Raw genomic sequence first — 24,060 nt, 5'->3', positions numbered from 1 at the left:
AGGAGCTGTCGTGGATTACGCATTGCGATTCATCATCGGCGGCCTTGTGGTCTCACTTTTCGCGGTCATAGGCGACATGCTGCGGCCCAAGAGTTTCGCGGGATTGTTTGGCGCCGCGCCATCGGTGGCGCTTGCCACGCTCGGCCTCGCTTTCTGGAAGCATGGCGGCGACTATGTTGCGATCGAAGCTCGCTCGATGATCCTCGGTTCGGTTGCGCTGGCCGCCTACAGCATGGTTGTTTGCCAGCTGCTGATGCGGGCCGACTGGTCGGCGCTCAAATCCACCCTCGCGGCTCTCGCGGTCTGGATCGTGATGGCGGTAGGCCTCAAGCAAGCCTTCATCGGGTAACGGTCATGGCGGTACATTTTAAGTTTTCCGCGCTCAAGCAGGGACGACCTTATGAATATGTCGTGCGCTTCGCCCTCGGCGGGTTGGCGACTGTTGTTGCCGGTCTCGTGGCGGACTGGGCAGGGTCCGAGGCCGGCGGGCTGATGCTGGCCTTTCCGGCGATTTTCTGCGCCAGTGCGACCTTGATCGAGAAGCATGAACGCGAGCGCAAGCAACAAAAGGGCCTGCGGGGCGAGCAGCGCGGCAAGGGCGCCGCCGCGCTTGATGCCGCCGGAGCTGGCTGGGGCAGCATCGGCATGGCCGGGTTCGCGCTGGTGATCTGGTGGCAGGCACCCCGTCTCAATCCAGCGCTCTGCCTGGCTGCCGCGTCGCTGACCTGGTTCGCCGTCGCGGTGTGCATGTGGAGAATACGGCGTGCGTTGCCAAAGCCTGCTACTCAGTAAAGGTACCAGACTTCTCGTCCGCATTGAGCGTCGGATCGGACCGCGTCAGCTCGCGCTCGGCTTCGAACCAAAACCGATCCTGCTGCCCTTCAGGCTCGCCCGCCGCTTGCCACAGCAAGTGAGCGCGCTCGCGTATCTGCTCGTCCGTCGGCTTTGCCATGCTGTCCTCCCACCGTATTACGCTAGCGCAACGCGAACCTCTGTGGCGAGTTCCAACTTAACCGCCGTTTGAGCGTTCTCATTCAATCACTCCGAAGCCTGGCTGAAGCGTTTCGCCGCGGCGGTCAGCGCCATGCCAGAGGTGATGGAATTCTACCGGATGGCGGGAGACGTCGACTACATGCTGCGCGTCGTCATTCCGGACATGCCGAGCTATGACGTGTTCTACAAGAAGCTGATCCACGCGGTCCCGCTCGAACGTCACCTCGCGTTTCGCGATGGAGAAGATCAAGTCCATCACGGCTCTGCCGGTGCCGCCGGTAGTGGCGGACTAAGCGGGAAGCGACTGCACCTCCAAGCAGAACGGCTGGGCGAACTACAGCACGGTGCCATTGCGCACAACGCTTAATGCCTACCCCTACGAAGGCCCTCAAGCGAGGCGTCGACAAGGAAGAGTGAAATTCGCTTCAAACCCTCCAACTTTGCCGCCACAATCAAAACATCCACGAGTTGGCTGTTCGAAATGAAGACGTTCTGACCGTTGATGAGGTAACCACCATCCACGAGTCGAGCGCGGGTCCGGATTCCGCGAAGATCACTTCCCGCCGATGGTTCTGTCATCGCCACTCCGGCGATCGATCTCCCGGTAGCCGCGCCCGAGATACGCGCGGCAACAAATACCCTGCAGCAGGCGCATCGCATGATTCAGATGTCCCACGAGGCTCCCACGGACCGTCCGCCTATCGGAAAAAGCGTGCCTGCGCTGTCGGGAGGACAACGCCATGGCGCGGCCAGCATACGGGCGGCGCGGCCTTGAACTAGTCGCTACCATGATGATCATGGGAGTGGGCACGATCGGTCTGAAGGTCTCCGAGGTCGACTGCGCTTCAGACCGATCGCTGACCGGCGTTGCTTCGATTCACCGAATTTCGTTCGGATAAACAGATATTCGACGGTTTATCCGCAGGGGTTCTAAGTTGTTGAATTCTGGCGCTCCCTGGGGGAATCGAACCGCCGCGCCTTAAACCGCTGTAACATCTACACAAAATCGACCTACTGCGAGGCGCTTGCTACCATCAACTCCTACCACTTGCAAACCAAACGTTCGCCCGAGGCGCCACTAAGGGGGAGCTGGCGGCAAGTTCATTGTTGTGTATCCTTTAGGTTGATTCTGTCGCGAGCAAGTGCCGAACATGTCCAACGCATCATGGGGTTCGTTTGAAGATAAGGTCCGTGCCGTCGCGGGCTCGATTTGGAACGGCAAATGCGAGCCTCAGAACATTGGGGGCGTCGATGTCGATGGCGTGATGATCCTTTCGAAGGACGCGCAAATCTTCGTCGAGATGACGGTACGCCGCGAACTCGACAAGGTGCGCGAAGATATCAACAAGCTGCAACTGGCGCGAACGGCCTACTTGAGCACCAACAATTCGTTCCCTCGTTGTTACTGTGTAGTAAACGGTGCGATCACGAGGGCGATGAAGGACGCAGGCGCCGCGCTGAACATTCAAGTTCTTTCATTTGATGAATTCGCCAATATCTTTTTTGACTTTCCAAAATACTCCCATGCGCGTCTCGCAATGGCCTTTGGCAGCGCGATCAACCCTTTGACCGGTGCAAGGGATGACCGTGCTTACGTTCCCGTATCGTATCTGACGGAGGACTCATCGAAGGAACTGAGTATTGACGACATCGCGGAAATGCTCCGCAGCGGAAAGAAGATTGTCTTGCTCGGCGAGTATGGCACCGGAAAGAGCCGCTGCTCACGCGAACTGTTCTCGCACTTAGCCGGCACCGCTTCAGCTTCCAACCTTTATCCTCTAGCTCTTGACCTGAGAGAATTTTGGGGCCTGAAGCGCGCCCCAGAACTGATCACGCGTCATATGAGCGATTTGGGCCTTGAACAATCACTTCAGACCGCCGCCGTCAGGGCGCGGGAGTCTTCGCTCGACAGCGTTGCGAGGTTACTTTGGCTTCTCAGCTTGAATGTGCAGCGCGTAGAGCGTGTTCTGAAACTCGTCCGTTACTTCCATGCGCCAATCGTGCCCCGGCCTCAGCTTTCCGTCCATGTCCTGAAGCATCTGCCCGGCCGCGATGGTGGCCTCCTTCCAGGCGGCGTGCTTGTCCGGGAGCTCCTCTCCCACGTCATCGATCTCGGTGTGCTCGTGCGTAATGTGGAAGAAGTACTTGGGCATGACCAATAATGCGTTATGGCAGGTTAGCGTTCGGCTCGGCTGAGTCTGATTGCCGCAACCCTGGGAGACGTCAGCCAATCACCCAGGTGAGCGCCGGTCTCAGCGATCCGTGCTCGCTTAAGCAGCGCTTCACGTTCCGCCCCGGCGGGCTGGCTGGCCAGTTCTTTAAGCTTAGCGGCCTGCTCGGCCATTCGTTCGTCAAACGAGCGGGTCTGCTTCACTCTGCGGCGCATGGCGCACCTTTGAATTTGTTACGAATCCTCAACTGCTGCAGCCGGATTGAGTTCCTAAAATTGAACTCTGGTCGCCGCCGGGGCCCGCGTGGCCTCAGTGCACGGAAAGCCTTTGTCGTTGAGCTCTGCGCGCCATCTCCATCCATTCTTCCCCAAGCCTCAGCCACGCCTCCCTGTCGACCTCGCGCGTCGCCTTCTCAGCATCATCCAGGCAATTCCGCGCTTGATGCAAGTATCTGACAAAATCAGCGTCGACCATCGCGTCCAACGTGGCGGCGAAAAGAACGTGCCAAATGAGGGCCGCAGGCCGCCGCTTGCCCCCCTTTGAGCTCGGGCCTTCTCTTGCGGGACGAGGTATCAGGGGGGACGGAGCGGCTCCGACCTAGCCGCAGCCTCTTTGGCCCACGTATCATCGCAAATTTACCGCCCGAGACCACCGGCGGCGAATGGCGTATTGACGCCACGCGGCAGAGGGTTCCATATTACCGGTAGTTCCCGTTACCTGCCGGAGATGTCGGATGGAGCTGTCCGACCGCATCAAGTCAAACATCGAAGTAGTGCTGGAAGAAGCCTGCTGCGAGCTGCCAAATGGCGGCGATCATGAAAGCCGGAGGCTGATCGCCGAACAGCTTTTGGAAGCGGCAGAATCGGGCCACACGACTTTGAACGAGCTACGGAGCGCGGCGCTAAGAGCGTTTGCGAAGGCTGTGCTCATCAATCGCCAATAGGCTGACCTTGTGGCTTCAGTATTGCTTGTAGAGGACGAAGCATTGATCCGCATGATGGTGGCGGACATGCTCGAGGAGCTTGGCCATACAGTGTCGGCTGAAGCCGCGAATTTGGCGCAGGCTCTTGCGTTGGCATCCAGCGCAGAGTTTGATTTTGCCATCCTTGACTTTAGCCTCGGTGCGGAAACGAGCGTGTCCGTCGCCGACGCTTTACTTCGGTCGCCAAACGACGCGCCGACGTCAAATCATGGAGCTCGATTCCTTCGTCATCGCGAAGCTCCCCGTCACTACCATGAAGATCAACGTAAAACACCGCCATGGCGGGAAAAACCAGCAGTCGCGCTCTTCCCCGCGCGATTAATTCTTCCTTGCCGGCGACGAATTGAGCACTAACAGCGTCATTGAGGTGCGATATCAGGGCTGCAGCCTTAACAGGAGACGTTGTCGATCCAGCTCCCGAAGTCGCTGATCTGCGCGCATCCGTTCAAGTTCGGCCTCAGCTTTGGTCGTCTCTTGGCGCTGACGCTTTAGTTCGACAATAAGCGCCTCTTGCTTTGCGAGCTGTCGTTCTCCCTCGACGACATCGCGCTCTATCTGTCGCAGCTCATCGAACGTCACAGTCGTGTCCATCAGGATACTCTCGCGGCCATGCTGGCAATTCACGGGACTGGTTTGCCGCCTCTCCAGGCTACGCGCTCGGCGCCGATTACCGGGGCGCGAGGTTCATAATTCAACTCCGCCAACTTCTTGTGCGTTCCGGCCGGTGCCATTTTTTCCCGATCTTGCGGGCTCTCAGGAACCACAAGGGCAGGCGACTATTTGTGCCGTCGCTGGCTCTTGCCAAAGCCGGCGGAGCGGTCCTGGCCTAACCCCCTTGTCCCCTAGCCGGGGCCGCGCTCTTATCTGCTGCTGCAATTTGCCCAGGCCAGGGCCGCCAAGGATTACCGCGTGCCGGAGTATTGGGTGCGTACCTCGCCCTCAATCGCGCCGCTCGACCGACTTAATCGTCATCTCTATTTGGTGCTGGAAGACTTTGGATCTCGCGCCGGCTTTAATAGAGAGCGAACTCGGCACCGTCAGCAGCCAGCAGAGAGCTGGCTCTTTTTGAACGCCGGCAACACGAACTGAGGCTACCTACCGCAACGCGCATCCACGAAGTCAAGGACACATCCGTGCATCGATCGATCGCAATCGCTTTCGCGCTGACCTTGTTCTGCATCGCCGCCACCGCGTCGGCCGAGCAATGCGAGGACAAGCTCCAGCAGGACAAATCCCAGCAGAACTCAGCCGACGAGGCTCAAGTGAGGGGCGATCTCAAAGCCGGTTCGCAATGCGCCACTCCAGGCGATAAGGAGGAGTCAGCCAAGAAGAGCGAGGACAGAGCTGCAAAGCTCAAGAGCGAAGGCAAGGTGAAAGACCACACCCCCACGGGCAAGGCACATACCAAGGAATAGAAGTCACCCCGTTACCGCGTGCAACCGCAATTTGTGAAGCGAGGCGCGAGCTTTCGCTCTTGCCCGATCACCGGACATAGCCGACCGGGTGCATCAGGCCGGACGCGCTGAGCTACCTATACAGGAACGACCCGAGCAGCATGACCAAGGTCAACGTGCTCAGCGCGACAGTCACCAGCGCACGCTCAGACTTGCGAGAAAGCTCGTCCTCGGTCATTTCACCCTGCTCCATGGGAGTATCAAGTTGTTCCGTGGCTCAAACAAATCAATCGCCGGTGCCTGGTTGGGGGAATCAGGCGTTGCGAGAAACCCGCCACAGGCAACGGTGCCGGTTTCGCACCAATTCGCCCCTGACGAACTAGGCCCCGCGGAGTGACGCTCCGCAGGGCCCGGCTGTTCAAAGCCTTCACGCTCTGACCGATCAGTCGATGATCTTGACGACGCGGCGCGTGCGCGGTTCGACGATGACGCGGCGATCGTTCACGACCGCGTAGCGATACTCGGTGTAGTTCGGCACGGGGCGCAGCACCACGGTCGGGGGCAGCGGCTCGCCGACGACGACGCGCTCGCGGATCACGACGGAATCGTCGCGCGGGATTCCGCCGAGCACGGCATTGGGAATTTCGAGGCCGGCGCCGACGGCCGCACCGACGGTGCCGCCGACCATCGCGCCGATCGGCCCGCCGATGTCGCCACCCGCGCGCGCGCCGTCCCTGGCGCCCTGTTCGGTGGTCGACTGGGCAAAGGCTGCACTCGTTGCCAGCAGCGACACGGCAGCCAGCGACATCGCAAGACGGGTCTTCATGTCCACACTCTCCAGTGTTTTGTTGATGCGCCGTCAACCGCGGGGCCGGAACATTGTTCCGGCTCCCCCATGATGAAAGGCACGTCAAAATCCGAAGACTGTTACCGCGTAACAGTTCAGGCCGCGGCGATCTCGTGCTTCGCGATCCGTTCCAGTGCGCGCACCATCGCGGATTGATCCCAGCCTGGCCGCCATGCGCGGCGCAGGACGAGAACAATTGCTGCGCCACCGCCGTGTTCGGCAGCGACAGGCCGAGCGTGCGTGCGCGCCTACCGGGCCGACAGTGCAACGCCGCCCGCTAGATCAATTCCGCCCGACCATCGAGCCGGGTCTCGACAGCCCAAGGCCGGTGCAAGTTGGCGGCTGTCCCACTAGTCTCGAAATTAAACGCTGCCGGGCTCGAAATACATGTCCCGGCGGCGTCTCATTCTCAAACTGAGCTCTGAAATCCCAGTTATGTTTTGGTTTGCAATGGCTGTGCCACAGGTTTGTGACACGAGACAGCAAAACGGCCTCAAGCAGTTTCCGGGGCTGGCTCGGACGCTGAGGCCGTTCGGCGCAGCCCTCAAATAGGCGCGCATTGCAAATTTTTCCCGATCGCGGCCAGATTCGCAAGGAATACTTGGACTAGCTGTACAATAATAGGCTTTTACTGACCGCGTGGCGGATAGCTGGCGATCTTGCGCGCCAATTGCCAGAGCTCGACTGCATAGGTCTCGGCTGGCTGCTCCGCTCGCTCTTTGGCGGCGTCCTCATCCGCGCAAATAAGACTTACGCGTTGCACAATATGCCCATCGGGCCCGAACAAGTAGGCCGTAAATTCTTCCATCGAAAGGCGTCCCCGCTGCTCGGCTTACGGCCAAGCAACATCGATTTAGAGCAAGTCGGAACGGGATGTCACTGGGAAAAACATGCAATCCTGCATTGAGGCCGCACCCGGTCGGATGGCAGCCTCTCAGTGACCCCGCCGGTTGACGCCGGCGGCCCACCTGCACCAAAGAAGCGACCCCGGCCATGCGACAGCATCCAACGGCCCCCTTGCGAGAGCAGGGCCGGCCTCGGTTGGCGACCTCTGCTCACCGCCGATCCAAGCGGGCGGGCGTCGGTACCGGCCCTAATTTCAAAAATGCAGTGCCCTAAATGTTTAGGTAGTGGTTCGGCATTGGATGAGGCGCAACTCTAACAGCCGCAGTTGCCGTCAAAATGCGGACAGTCTGGAGCGACATAGTCGCGGATGGGTCCTTTGCGGGGTGCCTATCGACCACTCCGACGCGAGACCATCATCAGTAGCCCGCCAACTTGCGGAAGTAGTGCCACCAGCATCAGCCGAAGCATCCCGAAATCTTCTGGGGTCGGTCGCAAGATACCGCGAGATGTCCAAGCGACGAGCTTGACGGCAGCATCGGTTTGAGGATCGGTCCCCTGGCCAACGGAGGCTACCGCAGCATCGAGGATCTGACGGCGCTCCGCGACGGCTGCTTCACGTTCCCGGCAGAACTTTCCAACTCCGCCCCGGCACTCTCGATCTCGAGACGCCATAGCGTCCGAAAGCCCGGCCTGCGCGGCCGTGACGGCCGGCGTAACGCGTGACGCCCGGGCGAGCGTCACGTCGCTGACATTGGTCGAGGCGAACCCCAGGACGCCGCTCAATCGAGATACGAGGGGCGCTGGACGCGCTGTGTGAATAAGCGCCGAATTTTGGCTCTGACGCAGTTTTGGTGCAGCTGGGTTTATTCTGCGCCGATTAGTCTGGCTTGAAGCAGATCGATTTTGCCACGGCCGTACATTTGGCGTCTGACGAGCTTGAGGCGCGTGATCTGCCCCTCAGTCTGTCCGTTGGACCAGGGCGAGGTGATCGCCGGGAACCGCCGCTTCATCGTTCGTTACGCCGCGGGCGAACGATGCAACAAGACTGGCGCGAGCGCGCTCGATCCATGGGACGAGGCCCGCCTCGGTCTTGCGTCGGATCATCAGGTGGAATTCGGCGATGATCTCGCGTGCCTCGACCAGGGGTGGCACGCCAGCTTCTACCGCAGCGACGTTCACCGTCTCTGCCTTCGATAGCGTATCCCGTCCGACGGTCATGAGACGCGCGAATCCGATGAAGGGTTTCGACATCAGTCTTTTCGGCCCGCCGTCTACGAGTCGTCCACTCGCCGACAACACGAAGGGAGCCTCGGAAACCGCGCGCCCGTAAGCGGCGCCAAAGTTCAGCGCCGTTTCGGCAACCGGCTGCCCATTGGTCGTCGAGCCATGGCAGGTGCTGATCGAGAGAGCTCTCCCGGGTCCGGAAGACATCATGGCGTTCGCCGCGGATCACCTGTCGCACCAGCCCCCTGCTGTGGCCCGTCTGGCGCACTATCTGCTTGATCGGCGTCCCACCTTTCGACAGGCTCAAGATGGTCGCGTTAGCCTCCTCGCGCCGGAGATAGCCCTCATATTGGAGACGCTCCGCAGCTGTTAGCAGCTCGGGATTGATCGTAGTTGCTCCGATTGCGCTGCGGATCTGGCGCATCGATTTTCGGACGGCATCGAGGTAGGCCCGGCTGGCGTTCTCCATCAAATGCCAACGATCTGCAACCTGTACCGCGTGCGGCAGGGCCTTTGCTGCGGCTTCGCCATATCCTCCGCCGCGGTCGCGGGCGACGATCACGATCGTGGGATGGGCGGCGAGCCAGGCCTGGGCGGTCGCGGGCTCACGGTCCGGCAGCAGGGTGACCACCCGGCGCCTTTCCAGGTTGCAGATGATGCTGGCGTATCGGTGATTGCGCCGCCAGGCCCAATCATCAATGCCGATAATCCTGAGCGGGTCAGCCGGCGGACGGCTACGGCGTCGAACCACGCGAAGGAGCGTATCCTTGCTCACCGGCAGCATCAGCCGTTTTGCGAAGCCTGCCGCCGGTCGTCCGCCAAGAGCCAGACCGAGGTGATGGACAATGGAGTCCAGCCTCGCCGTGCGTCGCGCTGATGGAGCCAGCAACCCTTCGTCGAAGCGCTCAGTAAAGATTTGGCGCCCGCACAGGACGGCGTCGCAGCGGAAGCGGCGGGCGACCACCAGGAGCTGTACGATCCGCCCCGAAAGCGGGAGGTCAGTCACGCGTCGCCGATACCGGCTATGGACACGCCGAGAAACTGTTCCGCACAAGGGACACAGACCGACGCTTCCGGACGCCCGGATCTCAATCACGGCCTTATCACCTTCGTAGTACGCACTCTCTACAACAAGCCCACGCGGCACCAGACTGGAGCGGTGGAGTGCTTGCTGCATGGCGTTGATTCTCCTCCAATCAAAGCGCCACGCATCCCCCAAACTGCATCAAAAGTGAGTCAGAGCCAACCTTCGACGCCGATAAGGGGTCAAACAGCGCGCCGAATGACAGTCCGCGGCGCGCTATCTCTCACCGGTTGAGTTGGCCGAGGAGTTTCCACCGTCAGGAATACGAAAGCCGGCCCATCGCCGTGCAGTCATGTGCACAGGACGATCGCGAGCTCGCTAAAGCGACCGGCGCGAACCAGACTGGTCGAAGCACCCTTTACCCGACTGCGAGCTCTCGGTAACGTCGAGGCAACGCGAGGCGTCTCCACACATCGTCTAACGCTTCAACAAGCGCCTGTATCAGGGCGTCATCGTGGTAGGGCGTCGCGGTAATGCGCAGCCGCTCGGTGCCGCGCGGAACGGTCGGATAGTTGATCGGCTGGACAGTTTCCCAATCAGGAAATGGGGGAATCGTAGCTGACTCGTGGCTCTTCACACAGCCAGGGTCAACAGCAGCAGTCAGCTCAGCGATCACATGGCGCACGCTCTGCCGCAGACAGCCGACATAGCGACGGCTCTTGCGTTGTTCTGCTCAGGAGATCATCAGCCGACTTCGGTAAACGTCCGCATTGTCTTGGCGCTGCAAAATCTCGGGGCCTAAGGTCCTGTGGGCTATTCGATCGGGTATTCGGTATTGGCGGCACGGCGGCCGTCATGGCTATGATTTGGCTGGTCCTCACTTAAGCGCGATACGACTCCTAAAATACCGTGCCCGTTGGGGACCGCGGCTTGCGCTGCCCCAAACCGACGGCGAGCAAAGCACCGCCGACATGGCAGATGGCAATCCCGACAAGGGTGACTGAAAAGGCTCGCGTCACGGTTGCCGGAACGGCATGCGCGCCAATGACGGAATAGAACAGGCCGCCGAGCACGGCGATGCCGACCGCGGCACTGACCTGCAACGTAGAATTGACAATGCCGCCGACAAGACCTGCGTGGCGCGGCTCCACGCGCTCGACAATCGTCCGCATCATCGTCGGCATGGACATGCCCATGCCGAGCCCGACGACCGCCACCGCTGGACCCAGCAACGTCCACGGCGGAGCGACGCCAGCGGCGAAATGGGAAGCAATCAACGCGATCGCGATAGCGCCGGTCGCCGAAAGAGAATAGCCGAACGACGTCGCTGCCCTTCCTAACCAGCGACCGAACAGCGGACTGAAGGTCGATCCGGTCACGAAGCCGATGGAAAACGGAATGACCCCGAGCCCGGCCTGCAGGGCGGTAAAGCCAAGCGCAGCCTGGAGATAGATCGAATAGATCAAGAAGAACGTGGAAATGGCGTAGAGCGTCATAATGGCGCCCAGGCCGCGCATCAGGCCAGGCTGTTGAAAGATTTCAAGAGCGATGAGCGGATCGCCACCGGCCCCAGCCAGCCGGATTTCGTAGCGTCGGAACCACTCGACGAAGATCGGCGTGGTCAGCAACATGACGATCGACCACACCGGCCAGCCGCGCTCGCGCCCTTCGACCAGCGGCAGCACGAAAGCCGTAAGTGCTGCGCAGGACAAAACGACGCCGCCCCAGTCGAGGCGCGGACGGCGTTCGCTACGCGTGTCCCGCAGCACGCGGAGCGTGGCGATGAATGCGACAACCACCATCGGCACATTGATCAGGAAGATCAACCGCCAGCTCAATCCGCCGATATCGGCGGCAACGAGGGCGCCGCCCACAAGTTGGCCCACGGCCGAGGAGAGGCCGAGGGTGATGCCATAAATGCTGAGCGCGCGTCCGCGCTCGCGCGGCGGAAACAGGGCATGCACGGACGCCAGCGCTTGCGGGGCCATGGCGGCGGCGGCCATCGCCTGCAACAGGCGCGCCATGATGAGCGAGGATGGCGACCAGGCGAGGCCGCAGAATGCGGAAGCCAAGGCGAAGCCGGCAAGGCTGATCAGGAAGATGGACTTGCGCCCATAAATATCGCCAAGCCGTCCGCCGGTGATGAGAAAGACCGCATAGACCACTGAGTAACTTGAAATGATGAGCTGCGCGTCCGCCGCCGTGGCTTGCAGACCCGACGTGATCGACGGCATTGCGACAATGACGATGAAGAAGTCGAGCAGCGCCAGAAATGAACCCACCAGCAGACACGCGAGCGCCCACCACCGCTTTGGATCGAGATTTTGGACCTCACTCGAGGTCGCTGATTCCGTGGTAGTTATCGACCTTTCGTGCTTCATTTTTTGCTTTCGTTCGATCCATGTCCGGTGGGGCGACGGCGAGCCCGCCGCGGAAACCCGTCGCGCGGCAGACAATACAGCCGTGCCGGCATGCGTGGACATGATCTGCTCGGGGAAGATCGGACGAATGAATTGCCTCGCCCGCGTATGAACTTTCCGAGCAATTGACACGAAGCGCGCCTCGATACCGACGGCGGCCTTGTCGATAGCAAGCTGCCACGGATAGCCGCGGCGTTTCTTGTCCGCGAGGTGGTGCTCTATCGCGCTCTTGGAGTGAAGAGCCAACGCGCCTTACCTGCTATCCTTCGGTCGCACTAGCTGTTGGCCATGAAGGCACGTCTCCAGTTCGGCGTAGCTTGGCGGGATAGAAGCGACGTCCGTTGTTAATGCCATGCATATTTTCTTTTCGGACGGTGCATATTGCGTCCATTGCGTTTGAAGTTGATCCTTTGCGCTTTGCTCGTCGTCCGCACATTTCTTTATCGTTGCGTTCAAACCTGCATTCGGGTCGATTGCGGAGGTGCTTTCGATTTTGCACCCCCGTTCAATGTTGAAGTTTGGAACATGATCCGCGACCGTGACGATCAGTTGCGAAGCCAGGACTAGGGCTGACAGTAACATTATCATCTTCTTTCTCCTCATGGTGATGGTTGGGTTCGTGCAAACCTGTCGCGTGAGATCGCGACATCGACTTACAATGATCCGGCTCCGGGACAGACGACCTCAAGGCTGGCGGCGTTGACTACCGACATCATCCGCTTATGGAGGTTGAAAAGGAGCCACAGCATTCGTGGGTTCATAAGGGTAACTAGCGCCCCCGAGAACAACATCAGGCACAACGCCAGGACGATTAGCGTGACCAGCGTGATCAACCACAAATGATGATACTCTCGCTCCAAGACAGGTGTGCCTGGTGCCAGGAAGCTCTGATCTTTGCAGGAGCAGCCAGACAGCGACGCTATAGATACTGAAGCCAATAGCCAGAATGATCTGAAACCAAATGCGACTCGCGCCGTCCGATTCCGTTCGGGCCACGCAATCGGCTCGTCAGATCTCAAAAGACTTGAACCACGATCTTTGGCAAAAGACATGCGAGCACCCACTCTGCGAGCCAGAAAGTTGTGCGCGTAAGGACTCATTCAAACCTCATCCGCGCATCGAACTGTCTAATTGCGTTTGCACGGATTGAAGTAGCGATCCGCCTGCCGCAAATAAAGCTCGCTACGATGACAGTGTATGGACCGAGGACCTGCAGGCGATAAAAGAATCTGCATTCAGCGTAGGCCAACGCAGTCGAGCGGTCTCGATAGATCAGAACCGCCGTCGGGTACTTCAGTTGCGGGAGGGAGTACTGAGCGGCTCGTATTAGCGACGACGCAGTTGGTTCGACTGGGTTGAGTCAGACTGCCTTGGTCAATTGATGATTCAATGCGGCGGCGACGAGATTCAACGCTCTGATGAGATCGGATCGACTGGTGGCGGCGCCGAGCGAGATGCGAACAGCGTGCGGCGGAACCCTATCGACGGCGAATGGTTCGGAGGTGACGACCGCAAGACCTTGACCCTGAACATGCGACGCGAATTCGGTGCTGGTCCAGTCACCGGGCAACGGAATCCAGATGTGATGGCCGTTGGGATGTGCGTAATAGGGGTGCCGCGCGAGCGCGCTGGCGGCCAGCTTCTGTCTTGCTGCCGCTTCGGCGCGGACGGCATCAATGATCGCAGTGGCGCTGCCGTCATGCAGCCACCGCGTGACGAGCCCGACTGTGAGGGGCATCGGCATCTGAACGCTGGCTCGCAGCGCGGCCGCCAGAAGCTCTTTGGACGCGTGGTCGGGGGTCAGGACAAATGATACACGGAAGCCGGGGGCGATACACTTTGAAAGGCTCGCCATGAAGTATGTCCGCTCCGGAATCAGTGACGCAAGCGGCACCGCCTCCGGCTCGAGTGCGCCGTAGGCATCGTCTTCCAGCAGCAATACGTCGTTTCTCCGCAATACCTCGGCCACCTCCTGGCGCCGCGAAAGCGGCATTGTCGCGGTCGTCGGGTTGTGGATCGTCGGAACCAAATATACCGCCTTGGGGGCATATCGCCGACACGCCTCTTCGAGCGCGGCCGGAACGACGCCGTCCTCATCCATCGGGACCCCGACCAGCCGAACGCCCGCATATCCGGCCGCGGCCCTTATCCCGGGATAGGTCAGCGCTTCGGTGAGAACCACATCACCTGGCGACGTCAGCGTTTCAAGCAGATTGAAAATTGCGTTCTGAGTTCCGGGGCAGATCACGAGGCGATCACCACGCGCGTCCGCAATGCGCGAACGGAGCCACTCCGCAGCAATGTTGCACTCGGCCTGGCATGTTCTAGGGTCCCGATAAGTGAGAAGCGCGGAGATCCCAACCTCGCGCTGGATCGCCGCGAGTCCGCGCGTGAGCCGCCCTTCCAGGTCGCTGTTCAGCGGTTGAGGCGGAAGAATCATCGAAAGGTCGACGTCCGGCGCCTGGTACGAGCTGCGCCTCGGGAACGATAGACACTCGACGACGAACGTGCCTTGCCCGGCGCGGGTCTGCGTCAGCCCGCGGTGCCGAGCTTCCGTGTAGGCGCGTGTCACCGTGGTGAGATCGATGCCGAGCATCTTGGCCAGCTCCCGATGCGTGGGGAGCTGTTGTCCGCGCACTAGCCTTCCGCTCTCGATGTCCGCGGCCAAGGCTGCCACAATGCGCAAATAAACCGGGCCTTCGCGATCGGTTAGTGTAGGAGTCCAGCTCATACAACTGCCCCTCGTGTTCGGACCAAGACTGAATTCCGAGGCCACCAACGTGATGGGGCTACGTGTAGCTGATCGATATCCTTCGGTAGTATTTTTACTTCCACCTTGAGGGAGCCCTCCTCATGAACTTGGTAGATGTGGTCCATCTCCTCAAAACCTTTTTTGAGGAAATTGCACGAACACGACTTCGTTGCTGCCATCTCGATACGGGCTCGAACGGGCAACGCAGTGGTCGTTCACCGTTGTCCGACTGATCGATACAGCGGGCTTGTCGCTTTAATACGTCTGCGAAAGATACTCGACGATCTTGTCGACGTCCGCTTCGTCGATCGGTGCGCCGTACACCTTGATCATCTTCATGACCTCGGCGTGCCAGAAATCCTTCTTGAATTTGGGGCCCTGTGGCTGAGTCTTGATGTAGTCGGCTGAATGACATGCGGTGCAGTTGTTCTGGACGACTTCCAGGTTTGGCCCTGGCTTGAAAGCAGCTGTCTCCTCGGGAAGGTTGTAGGAGACAGGCTTGGCCTTCGCCAACATCGGAGCGTAAGCAATTCCTGCCAAGGCCATCGCACTCAGGAGGCCAGTCATAACCACGAGCTTCATGACCACTCTCCTCAAGCTGCCACAATACGATAGGTTTCGACGACGTTGCGCAGGTAGCCAGCGGGATTCCACAATGGCTGCAAGGGCTGCGTTTGTCCATCATTGCTGGTCGCGCGGACCTTCAACTCATGCGCGCCGGCCGGCAATTTGACCATCAACGTCCATTCGCGGAATGAGTACCGGCCGAGATTCTCGCCGAGGCGTGACGGCGTCCAGGTTTGTCCGCCATCGGTCGAGACCGCGACCTCTTTGATGCCGCTTCCGCCATCGAATGCAATGCCTCTTAACGGCGTCTCAGCACCAGCCTTTACCTTGGCGCCGTCAACGAGACTGGTCAGAAAGGAGCGCACGGTGAATTTATTGATTGGAATGGTCGCCTTTGGCGCCGTTCCCGGCTTGACGCAGTTGCAGTCATTGTCCGGAATTCGATAGGCACTCTTCATCCAGAAGTTATCGAACACCGTGTCGATGACAGTGATTTCGTTGAGATGCTTGACCCAGTAGGTGCCATAGTAACCGGGCACGATCAGGCGCAGCGGATATCCGTTAAGGACCGGAAGGTCCTCTCCGTTCATGGCATAGGCCAGTATCACATCGCCGTCTCTCGCATGATCGACGTCGAGTGCCTTGGCAAAATCCGGCGTCCTGTCGCTGACCGGTCCATCGAGCGCACCGAATACGACTTGCTTAGCACCAGCCTGCATGCCGGCTTCGTCGAGGACTGCCTTTAGAGAAACGCCCTTCCAGCGTGCATTGCCCATGGCGCCGTTGGCGAGTTGACCACCACCGACACGCGGATCAAAAAATCCCCGGCTATTGCCGGAGCATTGATTGACTGCCACGAGCTCAATGGCCGGCATCTTTTTGATCTCGGCCAGCGACAACTTCAGCGGCTTGTCCACCTTCCCTTTGATCTCGACGGAGAAAGTATCCGGATCGATCTCCAGCGGAATATCGGCGAGATGGTAGCGTACGAAGAAAGCATCGTTCGGTGTGATCACACCTTCATTGAACACGGAGAACGGCGTCTCTAACTGCGGCGGCCGGCTGGTCAGGCCGATCAGCGGACGCTTCTGAGGGTATTTGATCAGCGGCCGCTCGCCATTGCCAAACGGCAACGTCACAGTCTCAGCCAAAGCTAACTTTGTTGAAAACGATATAGCGGCACCGGACGTTGCAAGCATCATTCCGGAGTGCATGAGGGTGCGTCTGTCGATCATGGTGGTCCTCTCGTTGCCTTCGTCCAAATGAAGTTCAGCTGTCGCTGATCTCAACCGGGTCGGAAATGATGTGGCTTCGAACGGCCTCACCTTGCGGAACGTCTCGCGGTGCCAGCGGCGAAATATCGGCGGAACTCATGCCGGTCGGCCACCGCGCAAACGTTGACGCTATGCTTTTCGAAAAAGTTGGCAGCCGACTGGCACGTGTGGACGGATCGCCCTCGAACGTAGATTGCACGACGTTCACGATGGGTCTTTCTGCGAACGTGCCGGAAGTCCTTCGTACACAAGCCTTGTGAAGAATTCCGGACCGATCACGAATCTTCCCCACTTCGCGTCGAAGGCGGCGGTCGGCTTCGCCGCTATGACTTCTTCGAGGGATTTTCCCTGTGACTTCAGTGCAGCGACCTTATCGCGCACCGCGACCAGCATATCGCGAAATTCAATCAATTGAGCGCGGTTGCCGACCTGCCCATGACCCGGAACCAGGATTGTTTTATCGGTGGTGTGTTCGATAATCTTATTGGCAAAGGCGATGGCCGAATTGACGTTGCCGCCGTCTTCGTTGTCGATAAACGGATAGTTTCCGTTCCAGAACGAGTCGCCGAGGGCCATCACATCGGCCTTTTCGAAATACACTACCACATCGCCGTCGGTATGACCGGGGCCGAAATGCTCCACCTTTATGGTGTCGCCCGCGAAGGTGAACTCTTTCTCATTTTCCACGAGGATCGTCGGGCGCGCGCCAGCTGGAACGGGAGCGAACGTCCAATTCCAATCATCGACGTGAGTGGTCTCGGAAAGATGCTTCAGCGTATATATCTGCGCAATGATCGTGGCGCCGACTGCATGCATCCACTCATTTCCGTCGGTATGATCCCAGTGCCAATGGGTGTTCACGACGTATTTCAACGGTGACGGGCCGATCTTATTGAGAGCCGCCTGCAATTTGTCTTTCGACGGCTTGATGCCGGCATCGACGAGGAACTTGCCCTCGTTTCCCGACAGAACCACGATATTCGCCCCGGATCCCATCAGGACATTGATGTTGCCGTGCAAGGGCACGGTGACGATGTCGCCCTTGGCTCGCTCCAGATAGTGCGCGCCGGCCCCGGTGTGGAAATAGTCTCCTTTTACCGGGGCGGTGGCGGTTGCGGGGGCCGCATATCCAAAAGCAAGAGCCGAAAGGAATACGGCGATCGATTGAATTGTAAGCCGGCTGATTGCCATGACTGGCTCTCCTTTCCTAACGCAACCGGCACAAAGAGTTGGCCATATGCGTCAGAGATGTTTTGCATGCGCTGCGTTTGCCTGGATTGAAAATAGCGTTCGCTGTCCGGAAATAAACCTGGCGCCGATGACAGTGTATGGACCGAGGACCTACAGGCGCGAGCGGCTCATCGCTTATGTCGGCGATCACGAAGTCATGGTGTGCGCAACACGGCCTGCTCATCTTCCGCAAGAGACCCAAGGCGACATGGTTGAATCCGTTTTATACCACAATCGAATACCGCGGCATGGGGGCCATCTCGTATTTTACGCCCAAGTCGATCTTCATTTGGACAAGGTATAAGTCACCTACGTGGGCCGCCCCAAGCGTCGTCGCGACCAAACTCGGCGCCAACCAGGTCATCGCCATCGATTCCCTTCCGGAGGGGCTCGGCGAACGGGACCCGCAGATATTCCGCCTGGCCGCCGGGATAACCGGCCGGTGAGATGCGTGTAACCGAACAGACCTGTCGTCGAATGCCCGAACACCTCGTCGGCGAGTTGCCAGACAAGACTGTGATGTTTCCGCCGGACCCCATCAGAACGGTGAGTCCTCCGCGCAAAGGCTCTACAACGAGAGCTGGCTCGGCTCGTTGAGATATCGAGCGCCCGCGCCTGTATGAAAGTAGTCGTGCTGCCTGACGTCGTCTTGGGTCGCCGGACCTGCATCGGCTGCCCTTGATACGAGCAGACTGATAAAAGCAGAACTGATCATTGGGCGTGAAGACCCCCTTGTCGAATACCTCGAGTGGAGTTTCGAGAAGCGGTGGACGGGTCCTCTGCAGGATCATCGGGCCCTTCTGTGGAAAGGAAGTCGTGATCTCCCGACCTCCCCCGCCGCCCGGTAGCGAAAGGTCGATGATCGTTTGGCCCCACGCGGGCTTTGAAAGCGCGAGCGCTCCTGCACCCGAAGCGGCAAGCACCTGCCGTCGCGTGAACTCGCGATGAAATGAAGCTTTCGCCGACATTCGAGTCTCCGCGGATGGTCGCAACATGAAAGATCTGCCGTCTGAACGAAATCGCCTTTCGCAGTGTCAGAATAGTCCTGCCAAGCCAGCGAATCGACGCTGCAAAAGGTAACTCAGATGACATATTGGTTGTGGACGGCACATACTTTCGGTTTAGCGCCGCAGTCGGGACCAAAAGACTGCGCAATCGGAGCGGCATCATTGGTGCGCCGCTAGCGGCGACAATTGAGAAGTCGATAGCAAGTAAAGGACGGGACGAGCGTTCATATCCCACCGTGTGACGGGCCTCTTCAATGACTACGATTTACGCTAAATGCGCGATAAATCTGGTTGCTCTCGGCACCCGTGCGCTCACCGCTCGAGTGTCCATGGCCTCACTGAAGAAGCGCGCGAACGGCCGGAGGTCGAAGGCGGCCTCATCCCCGTCGTCACGGCCAGCGCTTCACCTTGGATGAGACGCCGTGAGCGCAGGAAAGACTTTCGACCCCAAGGTAAGACGAAGTCCAACGTCCTCGCCATCGTTCATGACATAATTATCGTTCACGATGCTGCGGAACAGATCGTGGGTGATGGCGCGGTAGCTGAACGGCGCGACCGCCTTGTCCCACGCCTGTCTGGCCCATTGTCCAAACCCGTCACTTGCCACGACATCGACTGAAAAGCGCATGTCAGAAAAGCGATCGCCGCTAAACATAGCGGAAAGCCCAGGATAGAGACCGGCGTAGTCGGCCTGCAAATGAAGGCGCGTGACCATTCCTGACATCCTGTAGATCTGGCTAGCAAGTTGCGGTACAAAGAAATATTTTATCACGCTCGATGAAGTCAGTTCGAAGCGAATGGGCGTCTTGACAGGAATAACCGAGCCTGTTGACGCTCGCGATCCCGTACTCTGGATAGATGAGCAGCCACTTCCAATCGAGCGAGACTACTTGAAGGGCGATCGGCCTGGTTGCCGAGTCGATCGGCTGCGCACGTCAAGTTCGTGTGCGCCGATCCAGGCAACGCCACGGATGAGAAGTACGGTCATGGCCGGAATAGACCAGACAACAGTTCAACATGTCGCGACTATTCGCAATCTGCTACTAAGATGCTGTCTGCGCTATCAAACGACAGTTTATCGAATTGCATTTAGCGACCGCGTGACTGCCGCGTTGCAGGGCTTATTCACCCTCCTCGTGCAGAGTAAGTCCTGCCACTAGACGCTCGTTGATGCAGTGTGCTCTAGACCTGCTGTAGCGCGATTCAGCGGACCTTTAGTGTCCGACCGATCGGCTGGCGTCCAGAAGACGGATTGGGCTTCGGAGCCTTTTTTTCATTCGTCAAGAGCTGATCGTACAATCGATCGATTTCGCGCGCTTCGTCAGGTGTGACATCCTCCCGACCTAAAGCTCTGAGCTCTTGCGCCGTCGGCTGGTTATTATGACCATTCCGAATGGGCCAGGGCTCTTTGTCGGTCCGCGCGGTCTGACCGGCGGCCTCCAAACGGGTCGCCAACAGAATCGTGAAAGCCGCTGCGATCCACTTGCAAGACATGACTTATCCTCGATGGCTATCGATAGGGTACTCGCCAAACGCAACAATTTGGTCGGCCTGTCATCTCTGATTGACATGCGTTCGGTCTAAAGCTGCGACTTCATGCGGACCGGGACTCATCTCTCTATCATCTATGCTCTCGCGTTTGGCTCGATACGAAATCCGAAAACCTAGACTCCGGATACATCATCGGGCGGGAGTGGGCTGCGATGGGACCCGTTACCCACTCCAAGGCGACTGCAATATAAGTTTGCAGAAATCCACTCTCTGGAAGTGGGGGTCGCGGTAAGCTAGCACGTCGTCATTGACGGTCCCGAATGTACTGTTCGGCCTGTGCTTCATCCCGTTATAGAACGCTCCGATGATGTCGTTCTTAAACGAGTCGCCACGAGGATAAGCTGCCAGAACTGCGTTACGTTGGGCTTCGGTAAACTGCTCGTATGCGAGGCCCATAACGTCCATTTCTACTCCGGAAGTTAAAAGGGCCACCTCGGCTTGCTTATGCTCGGGGATTCCCGGCGTGGTATGCAGCGAGACCGCATCCCACACTGCTTCGACGTCCCTTTCGGGGATCCCGTGGCTTCTCAGGAAGTCTCGAGCGGCATTGGCGCTGTCGACTTCGAAACGGTTGGCGGATGCCTGATATCGTTCCGTAAGACCTATGTCGTGAAACATCGCGCCGACGTAGAGAAGCTCGTGGTCAAACCTCAGGCGACGTCGTTTTCCGGTCAGAGCTCCGAAAAAATAGACGCGCGTTGAATGATTGAAGAGAAGATCCGTTTCGGTGTGGCGGATCATCTCCCTTAATTCCTGGGCCATTTTGCTGTCCGGAATTCGCACCCCATCGATGGCCACGGACGTTGGATCACTTCCATGATCGCAATCCACACTGCATACATGTTGGGTGCCATCTTTTGGGGTCTTCGCACACATCTCTTTTCCTTTCAGAGTGAAGACGCGCGGAGCTCCCGCTTCAAAGCTAAGCGACCGCTGCGGTCGGAGAGCGCCTCATGCAACTTCTGTGCGATCCTCGTGTTGGATCGCTCGCTCCAGATCGTTCATCATTGATAGCGAGGCGACGTTAACTACAGAAATGAAACGATTGCAGCCGCCAGATGAGGACTCTGCACGACCGCTGGACTGCGAAGGGTACTGGAGCGCACCAGGCAACGAAAAACATCGTGGGACGGAGGTAGTTGGTCGAGGAAGGCGAAGCGCGAGAAGCGATCAAGCCGTTGAAACAGTGGTACGCGCTCGGACGCCAATCTACGGCCGCCATGACCTGCTTGCTTTTACGTGACTGCGCGCGCGAGACAGGCCCAAAAACGGCGCGAGAATGACCGCAACGAACACTCGTCGATCCATTGAGCACCCATTGTCTACGATTGTTAGGCGCCGCGCCGCTCTGCTAGACTTATAGTAACGCGGTCGGTCTTGAGACGAATGGTTGACCTCCCCATTCGTACTGTCCTGGGCGGTTGCCGAGTCAGATTCCGTGTCAAGTTGCATCGCAACATTTTTGCTAACCCAGGGAGAGATCACAGCGAGGCCTTGCCCGGAGTGCATAGAGGTCAAGGCCCCGCGCGAACACGACGGCGGCTGAACCGTCGAGGTGAGCTGCGGGTCAAAGCCGGCCTCTGCCACATTTTACAACACGGGCCGCTACCGTTTAGTGGCGGTCGCCGCGCGCTCGCGCTGACTGATCGCCTTGCTACTGACTGTTGCGCACCCCCATGACCGCAAGCTTAGCCAGCTCGAAGTCGGTCCGATCGTCGGCACCACGGCTCGCAGCTCCGACTGACGAAGCGTAGCTCGAGACGTGCAATCGAACATCGTCCGCCCAGCGAACCGCATTCAGAGCAATTGATGCCCCGCAATGGCGGCGTTCGTAGGCGTGTGGCGCGAGGATCACGCGCCCTAGATTCCGCCGAAGGAGCGCAGAGGCAAGCCGCGACTCCAGGAGCGCCTCTGCAGAACGCCAGCTTTTGGTCAAGCAGTCGCGCTGAGCTCGGGGAAGTCGGCGTGGCTCGTGGGAAGAGATCGGCAATCGCCGCCCGCAAAACATTTGCGCTCTGGTCCGCCCACTAAGTGCCATTATCAACGTTGAGGTCGCACGAGCAAGATAGGCGCAAACTCGGCGATCGGCTCATTGAGGACGACGAATTTCGGCTTTGCATCAACAAACGCTCGCGCATGCGCAAGCTACCGTGTCGCCGTGTAACTACCCGCGGCGCTCAGCTCTTCACTTCCAGCACCACGACAATCCTCGACTTGTACCGAGGGCAGCGTGCGTACCCGCGGCCCGTTACAGACCTGTCACAGCATCTCGATCTCGCTCTCACGCCACATGCGGGGGTCGCCTGCGACTCAACGAGCGCCCCATCCAGAGGCTTCGTCTGGTTTACTCGCCATCAATCCCGCAAAATGCCGGCCATCCGCTCACCTCGATGCACGCAGCGTCCGCTCAATGCATTCGACAAGATCTACTATTTCAAACGGCTTACGAAGCAAGCCCGCTGCACCGGCAGAGGCTGCTCTGCCCTCCAAGTTTTCTTCTGTGTGTGCAGTAATCAGCACAACTGGAACCGCTGATCCGCGAGCCATCAGCCACTTAATCAGCTCTAACCCACTCATTCCGGGCATATGAATGTCTGTGACGATGCAATCGCATGATACGATTGCAACTGTGCTAGTATACGCCTCCGCGGAAGCGTATCCATCAGCACCATACCCGAGCGAGGAAAGCGAATCCACCAGCGCCATCCGGAATGATTCATCATCATCAATCACTGCGATCTCAAGCTTTCTCGGCACTTTGCATTCAACTTGAGCTATGGAAGAGTGAAGCACGCAGTACACTCGCACGCGCCGAGGTTTGGCGAAATCATACGAGAGTGTTACGTTGCACGCCCGGCATGGTTGAGTCTTGATAGGTCCGTACTGCTACCCTTAGATAAGCCGTTGCTGCTCACAGTCCGATGCCCTTGTCTAAGCCATTGTCACCAGGCGACTTTTTCGAAGGATCTGGGGAGGCAGGCTTTGTCGGCCTATACCAGCTTTGATCGCAACGTCCGTGCCATTTTGATAGCAGTCGACCCGAGATAGGGTTTAAGCTACGCGCATGCTATCTGGAGAGAAGACAAAGCCCCTGGTGCATGTGGTTGATGACGACGCGTCTATGCGAAGCGCGTTGGCAGATCTCTTTGATTCAGTGGGCCTACAAACTCAGACGTATGCAACAGCGGAGGACTTTCTTTCGGCTGGGCGAGCCGACCGGCCAGGCTGTATTGTTCTAGATGTCCGACTGCCGGACGTAAACGGTCTAGAGTTTCAAGGACGTCTGAGTCAAATCGGAGTCGGCATGCCGGTGGTGATGATCACAGGCTTCGGCGACATTGCGATGTCGGTTCGTGCCATGAAGCACGGCGCTGTCGATTTTCTCCCTAAGCCGTTTCGCGACCAAGACATGCTGGACGCGGTCATTACTGCCATTGAGCGGGACCGCCAGCGCCGGAGTTCTGAGTACGATCTTTCTCAGCTAGAGGAGCGATACAAGGCTCTCTCGCGCCGGGAGCGGGAGATCATGTGGCACGTTACCGCAGGCAAGATGAATAAGCAGGTAGCTAGCGATCTCGGTATCAGCGAGATCACGGTCAAGATTCACCGCGGCGCGGTCATGCACAAAATGATGGCGCATAGCTATGCCGAGCTGGTTCGAATGGCCGACGCTTTGAAAGCTAGCTGTAGCAATCCTCGTGGCTAGCAGAAGTCGTTCGCCGCCTCCAGAGATGTACCGTCACAGGCAGCGCAGTCGCAAACACTTGTATTAGCACTC

At 58.8% G+C, this 24,060-nt stretch carries 22 protein-coding genes and 5 pseudogenes; 7 read left to right on the top strand and 20 right to left on the bottom strand.

Going from position 1 to position 24,060, the window contains the following annotated elements; all coding sequences use genetic code 11:
• Window positions 1-10 precede the first annotated feature (10 nt).
• Both AB7008_RS13625 and AB7008_RS13620 read left to right on the top strand, forming a co-directional pair.
• Complete coding sequence (locus AB7008_RS13625; protein WP_039146722.1) at window positions 11-349, top strand: DUF3147 family protein; 339 nt, start codon at window positions 11-13, stop codon at window positions 347-349.
• Window positions 350-411: 62 nt separating this feature from the next.
• Window positions 412-792, top strand: a complete 381-nt coding sequence (locus AB7008_RS13620) for a DUF3147 family protein (RefSeq protein ID WP_245289541.1) — start codon at window positions 412-414, stop codon at window positions 790-792.
• Here the strand turns inward: AB7008_RS13620 and AB7008_RS13615 are convergent.
• Window positions 782-952, bottom strand: coding sequence for a DUF2934 domain-containing protein (locus tag AB7008_RS13615; protein ID WP_080703829.1), 171 nt, complete (start codon window positions 950-952; stop codon window positions 782-784). The two genes, AB7008_RS13620 and AB7008_RS13615, sit on opposite strands and share 11 nt — an antisense overlap.
• Before the next feature lie 78 nt (window positions 953-1,030).
• Between AB7008_RS13615 and AB7008_RS13610 the strand changes: the two are divergent.
• Window positions 1,031-1,286: pseudogene (locus AB7008_RS13610) on the top strand (Lrp/AsnC ligand binding domain-containing protein); the annotation flags it as partial.
• Between the two features lie 70 nt (window positions 1,287-1,356).
• Here AB7008_RS13610 and AB7008_RS13605 read toward each other — a convergent pair.
• The 3 genes from AB7008_RS13605 to AB7008_RS13595 all read right to left on the bottom strand — a co-directional run bounded on the left by AB7008_RS13605 (window position 1,357) and on the right by AB7008_RS13595 (window position 3,146).
• The gene (locus AB7008_RS13605; protein ID WP_158332869.1) at window positions 1,357-1,572 is read right to left on the bottom strand and encodes an acyl-CoA dehydrogenase family protein; all 216 of its coding nucleotides are present in this window, start codon (window positions 1,570-1,572) and stop codon (window positions 1,357-1,359) included.
• 584 nt (window positions 1,573-2,156) lie between these two features.
• On the bottom strand, window positions 2,157-2,462 hold the full coding sequence (locus AB7008_RS13600; RefSeq protein ID WP_148311898.1) for a hypothetical protein: 306 nt from the start codon (window positions 2,460-2,462) through the stop codon (window positions 2,157-2,159).
• 453 nt (window positions 2,463-2,915) lie between these two features.
• Complete coding sequence (locus AB7008_RS13595; RefSeq protein WP_039146878.1) at window positions 2,916-3,146, bottom strand: DUF6894 family protein; 231 nt, start codon at window positions 3,144-3,146, stop codon at window positions 2,916-2,918.
• Between the two features lie 751 nt (window positions 3,147-3,897).
• Here AB7008_RS13595 and AB7008_RS13590 point away from each other — a divergent pair.
• Entirely contained in the window at window positions 3,898-4,107 is a 210-nt protein-coding gene (locus AB7008_RS13590; protein WP_039146710.1) for a hypothetical protein, read from the top strand.
• Window positions 4,108-4,116: 9 nt separating this feature from the next.
• Window positions 4,117-4,500 carry a response regulator gene (locus AB7008_RS13585; RefSeq protein ID WP_080703825.1) on the top strand — a complete coding sequence of 128 codons (384 nt, stop codon included), beginning with the start codon at window positions 4,117-4,119 and terminating at the stop codon, window positions 4,498-4,500.
• 21 nt (window positions 4,501-4,521) lie between these two features.
• On the opposite strand, the gene AB7008_RS13580 is transcribed toward AB7008_RS13585, so the two are convergent.
• The gene (locus AB7008_RS13580) at window positions 4,522-4,737 is read right to left on the bottom strand and encodes a hypothetical protein (protein ID WP_028156216.1); all 216 of its coding nucleotides are present in this window, start codon (window positions 4,735-4,737) and stop codon (window positions 4,522-4,524) included.
• A gap of 542 nt (window positions 4,738-5,279) precedes the next feature.
• Here AB7008_RS13580 and AB7008_RS13575 point away from each other — a divergent pair.
• The gene (locus AB7008_RS13575) at window positions 5,280-5,561 is read left to right on the top strand and encodes a hypothetical protein (RefSeq protein ID WP_039146705.1); all 282 of its coding nucleotides are present in this window, start codon (window positions 5,280-5,282) and stop codon (window positions 5,559-5,561) included.
• Window positions 5,562-5,982: 421 nt separating this feature from the next.
• Here AB7008_RS13575 and AB7008_RS13570 read toward each other — a convergent pair whose 3' ends face one another.
• The 15 genes and pseudogenes from AB7008_RS13570 to AB7008_RS13500 form a co-directional block, all read right to left on the bottom strand.
• A complete protein-coding gene (locus AB7008_RS13570) occupies window positions 5,983-6,366 on the bottom strand; it encodes a DUF1236 domain-containing protein (protein ID WP_039146703.1) in 384 nt (127 codons plus the stop codon).
• 116 nt (window positions 6,367-6,482) lie between these two features.
• Window positions 6,483-6,631 (bottom strand): annotated as a pseudogene (locus tag AB7008_RS13565) (2-hydroxy-3-oxopropionate reductase); the annotation flags it as partial.
• Window positions 6,632-7,015: 384 nt separating this feature from the next.
• Window positions 7,016-7,195: a hypothetical protein gene (locus AB7008_RS13560; protein WP_039146701.1), complete on the bottom strand. Its 180-nt coding sequence runs from the start codon at window positions 7,193-7,195 to the stop codon at window positions 7,016-7,018.
• 901 nt (window positions 7,196-8,096) lie between these two features.
• Window positions 8,097-9,634, bottom strand: a pseudogene (locus AB7008_RS13555) (ISL3 family transposase).
• 265 nt (window positions 9,635-9,899) lie between these two features.
• Window positions 9,900-10,067, bottom strand: a pseudogene (locus tag AB7008_RS13550) (5-aminolevulinate synthase); the annotation flags it as partial.
• Window positions 10,068-10,380: 313 nt separating this feature from the next.
• Complete coding sequence (locus tag AB7008_RS13545) at window positions 10,381-12,147, bottom strand: MFS transporter (RefSeq protein WP_080703823.1); 1,767 nt, start codon at window positions 12,145-12,147, stop codon at window positions 10,381-10,383.
• Between the two features lie 6 nt (window positions 12,148-12,153).
• Window positions 12,154-12,483: a hypothetical protein gene (locus AB7008_RS13540; protein ID WP_212102299.1), complete on the bottom strand. Its 330-nt coding sequence runs from the start codon at window positions 12,481-12,483 to the stop codon at window positions 12,154-12,156.
• 778 nt (window positions 12,484-13,261) lie between these two features.
• Window positions 13,262-14,632, bottom strand: a complete 1,371-nt coding sequence (locus tag AB7008_RS13535; protein ID WP_039146693.1) for an aminotransferase-like domain-containing protein — start codon at window positions 14,630-14,632, stop codon at window positions 13,262-13,264.
• 276 nt (window positions 14,633-14,908) lie between these two features.
• On the bottom strand, window positions 14,909-15,199 hold the full coding sequence (sorB, locus tag AB7008_RS13530) for a SorB family sulfite dehydrogenase c-type cytochrome subunit (RefSeq protein WP_232208739.1): 291 nt from the start codon (window positions 15,197-15,199) through the stop codon (window positions 14,909-14,911).
• 47 nt (window positions 15,200-15,246) lie between these two features.
• On the bottom strand, window positions 15,247-16,455 hold the full coding sequence (gene sorA, locus AB7008_RS13525) for a SorA family sulfite dehydrogenase catalytic subunit (RefSeq protein ID WP_039156661.1): 1,209 nt from the start codon (window positions 16,453-16,455) through the stop codon (window positions 15,247-15,249).
• A 243-nt stretch (window positions 16,456-16,698) separates the two neighbouring features.
• Complete coding sequence (locus AB7008_RS13520) at window positions 16,699-17,685, bottom strand: MBL fold metallo-hydrolase (protein ID WP_051664513.1); 987 nt, start codon at window positions 17,683-17,685, stop codon at window positions 16,699-16,701.
• Window positions 17,686-18,113: 428 nt separating this feature from the next.
• Window positions 18,114-18,225: pseudogene (locus AB7008_RS13515) on the bottom strand (alcohol dehydrogenase catalytic domain-containing protein); the annotation flags it as partial.
• Between the two features lie 909 nt (window positions 18,226-19,134).
• Window positions 19,135-19,548, bottom strand: coding sequence for a hypothetical protein (locus AB7008_RS13510; protein ID WP_259198735.1), 414 nt, complete (start codon window positions 19,546-19,548; stop codon window positions 19,135-19,137).
• Window positions 19,549-20,444: 896 nt separating this feature from the next.
• The gene (locus tag AB7008_RS13505) at window positions 20,445-21,044 is read right to left on the bottom strand and encodes an HD domain-containing protein (protein WP_051664930.1); all 600 of its coding nucleotides are present in this window, start codon (window positions 21,042-21,044) and stop codon (window positions 20,445-20,447) included.
• Window positions 21,045-22,664: 1,620 nt separating this feature from the next.
• Window positions 22,665-23,015, bottom strand: coding sequence for a response regulator transcription factor (locus tag AB7008_RS13500; RefSeq protein WP_232208736.1), 351 nt, complete (start codon window positions 23,013-23,015; stop codon window positions 22,665-22,667).
• A gap of 331 nt (window positions 23,016-23,346) precedes the next feature.
• On the opposite strand from AB7008_RS13500, the gene AB7008_RS13495 reads away from it, so the two are divergent.
• Window positions 23,347-23,988 (top strand): response regulator transcription factor, encoded by a 642-nt coding sequence (locus AB7008_RS13495; protein WP_039146681.1) that lies wholly within the window; start codon window positions 23,347-23,349, stop codon window positions 23,986-23,988.
• Window positions 23,989-24,060: the final 72 nt, after the last annotated feature.

The organism is Bradyrhizobium sp. 521_C7_N1_3 (assembly GCF_052075975.1).
Lineage (GTDB): Bacteria > Pseudomonadota > Alphaproteobacteria > Rhizobiales > Xanthobacteraceae > Bradyrhizobium > Bradyrhizobium japonicum.
This window is presented reverse-complemented; position numbering and strand designations above follow the sequence as displayed.

Excerpts from the sequence above, each read along its gene's own strand:
- AB7008_RS13615 (WP_080703829.1), bottom strand. The coding sequence starts at position 952 with ATGGCAAAGCCGACGGACGAGCAGATACGCGAGCGCGCTCACTTGCTG.
- AB7008_RS13605 (WP_158332869.1), bottom strand. The coding sequence starts at position 1,572 with ATGACAGAACCATCGGCGGGAAGTGATCTTCGCGGAATCCGGACCCGC.
- AB7008_RS13595 (WP_039146878.1), bottom strand. The coding sequence starts at position 3,146 with ATGCCCAAGTACTTCTTCCACATTACGCACGAGCACACCGAGATCGAT.
- AB7008_RS13590 (WP_039146710.1), top strand. The coding sequence starts at position 3,898 with ATGGAGCTGTCCGACCGCATCAAGTCAAACATCGAAGTAGTGCTGGAA.
- AB7008_RS13580 (WP_028156216.1), bottom strand. The coding sequence starts at position 4,737 with ATGGACACGACTGTGACGTTCGATGAGCTGCGACAGATAGAGCGCGAT.
- AB7008_RS13570 (WP_039146703.1), bottom strand. The coding sequence starts at position 6,366 with ATGAAGACCCGTCTTGCGATGTCGCTGGCTGCCGTGTCGCTGCTGGCA.
- AB7008_RS13560 (WP_039146701.1), bottom strand. The coding sequence starts at position 7,195 with ATGGAAGAATTTACGGCCTACTTGTTCGGGCCCGATGGGCATATTGTG.
- AB7008_RS13540 (WP_212102299.1), bottom strand. The coding sequence starts at position 12,483 with ATGTTACTGTCAGCCCTAGTCCTGGCTTCGCAACTGATCGTCACGGTC.
- AB7008_RS13535 (WP_039146693.1), bottom strand. The coding sequence starts at position 14,632 with ATGAGCTGGACTCCTACACTAACCGATCGCGAAGGCCCGGTTTATTTG.
- sorB (WP_232208739.1), bottom strand. The coding sequence starts at position 15,199 with ATGGCCTTGGCAGGAATTGCTTACGCTCCGATGTTGGCGAAGGCCAAG.
- sorA (WP_039156661.1), bottom strand. The coding sequence starts at position 16,455 with ATGATCGACAGACGCACCCTCATGCACTCCGGAATGATGCTTGCAACG.
- AB7008_RS13520 (WP_051664513.1), bottom strand. The coding sequence starts at position 17,685 with ATGGCAATCAGCCGGCTTACAATTCAATCGATCGCCGTATTCCTTTCG.
- AB7008_RS13505 (WP_051664930.1), bottom strand. The coding sequence starts at position 21,044 with ATGGCCCAGGAATTAAGGGAGATGATCCGCCACACCGAAACGGATCTT.
- AB7008_RS13495 (WP_039146681.1), top strand. The coding sequence starts at position 23,347 with ATGCTATCTGGAGAGAAGACAAAGCCCCTGGTGCATGTGGTTGATGAC.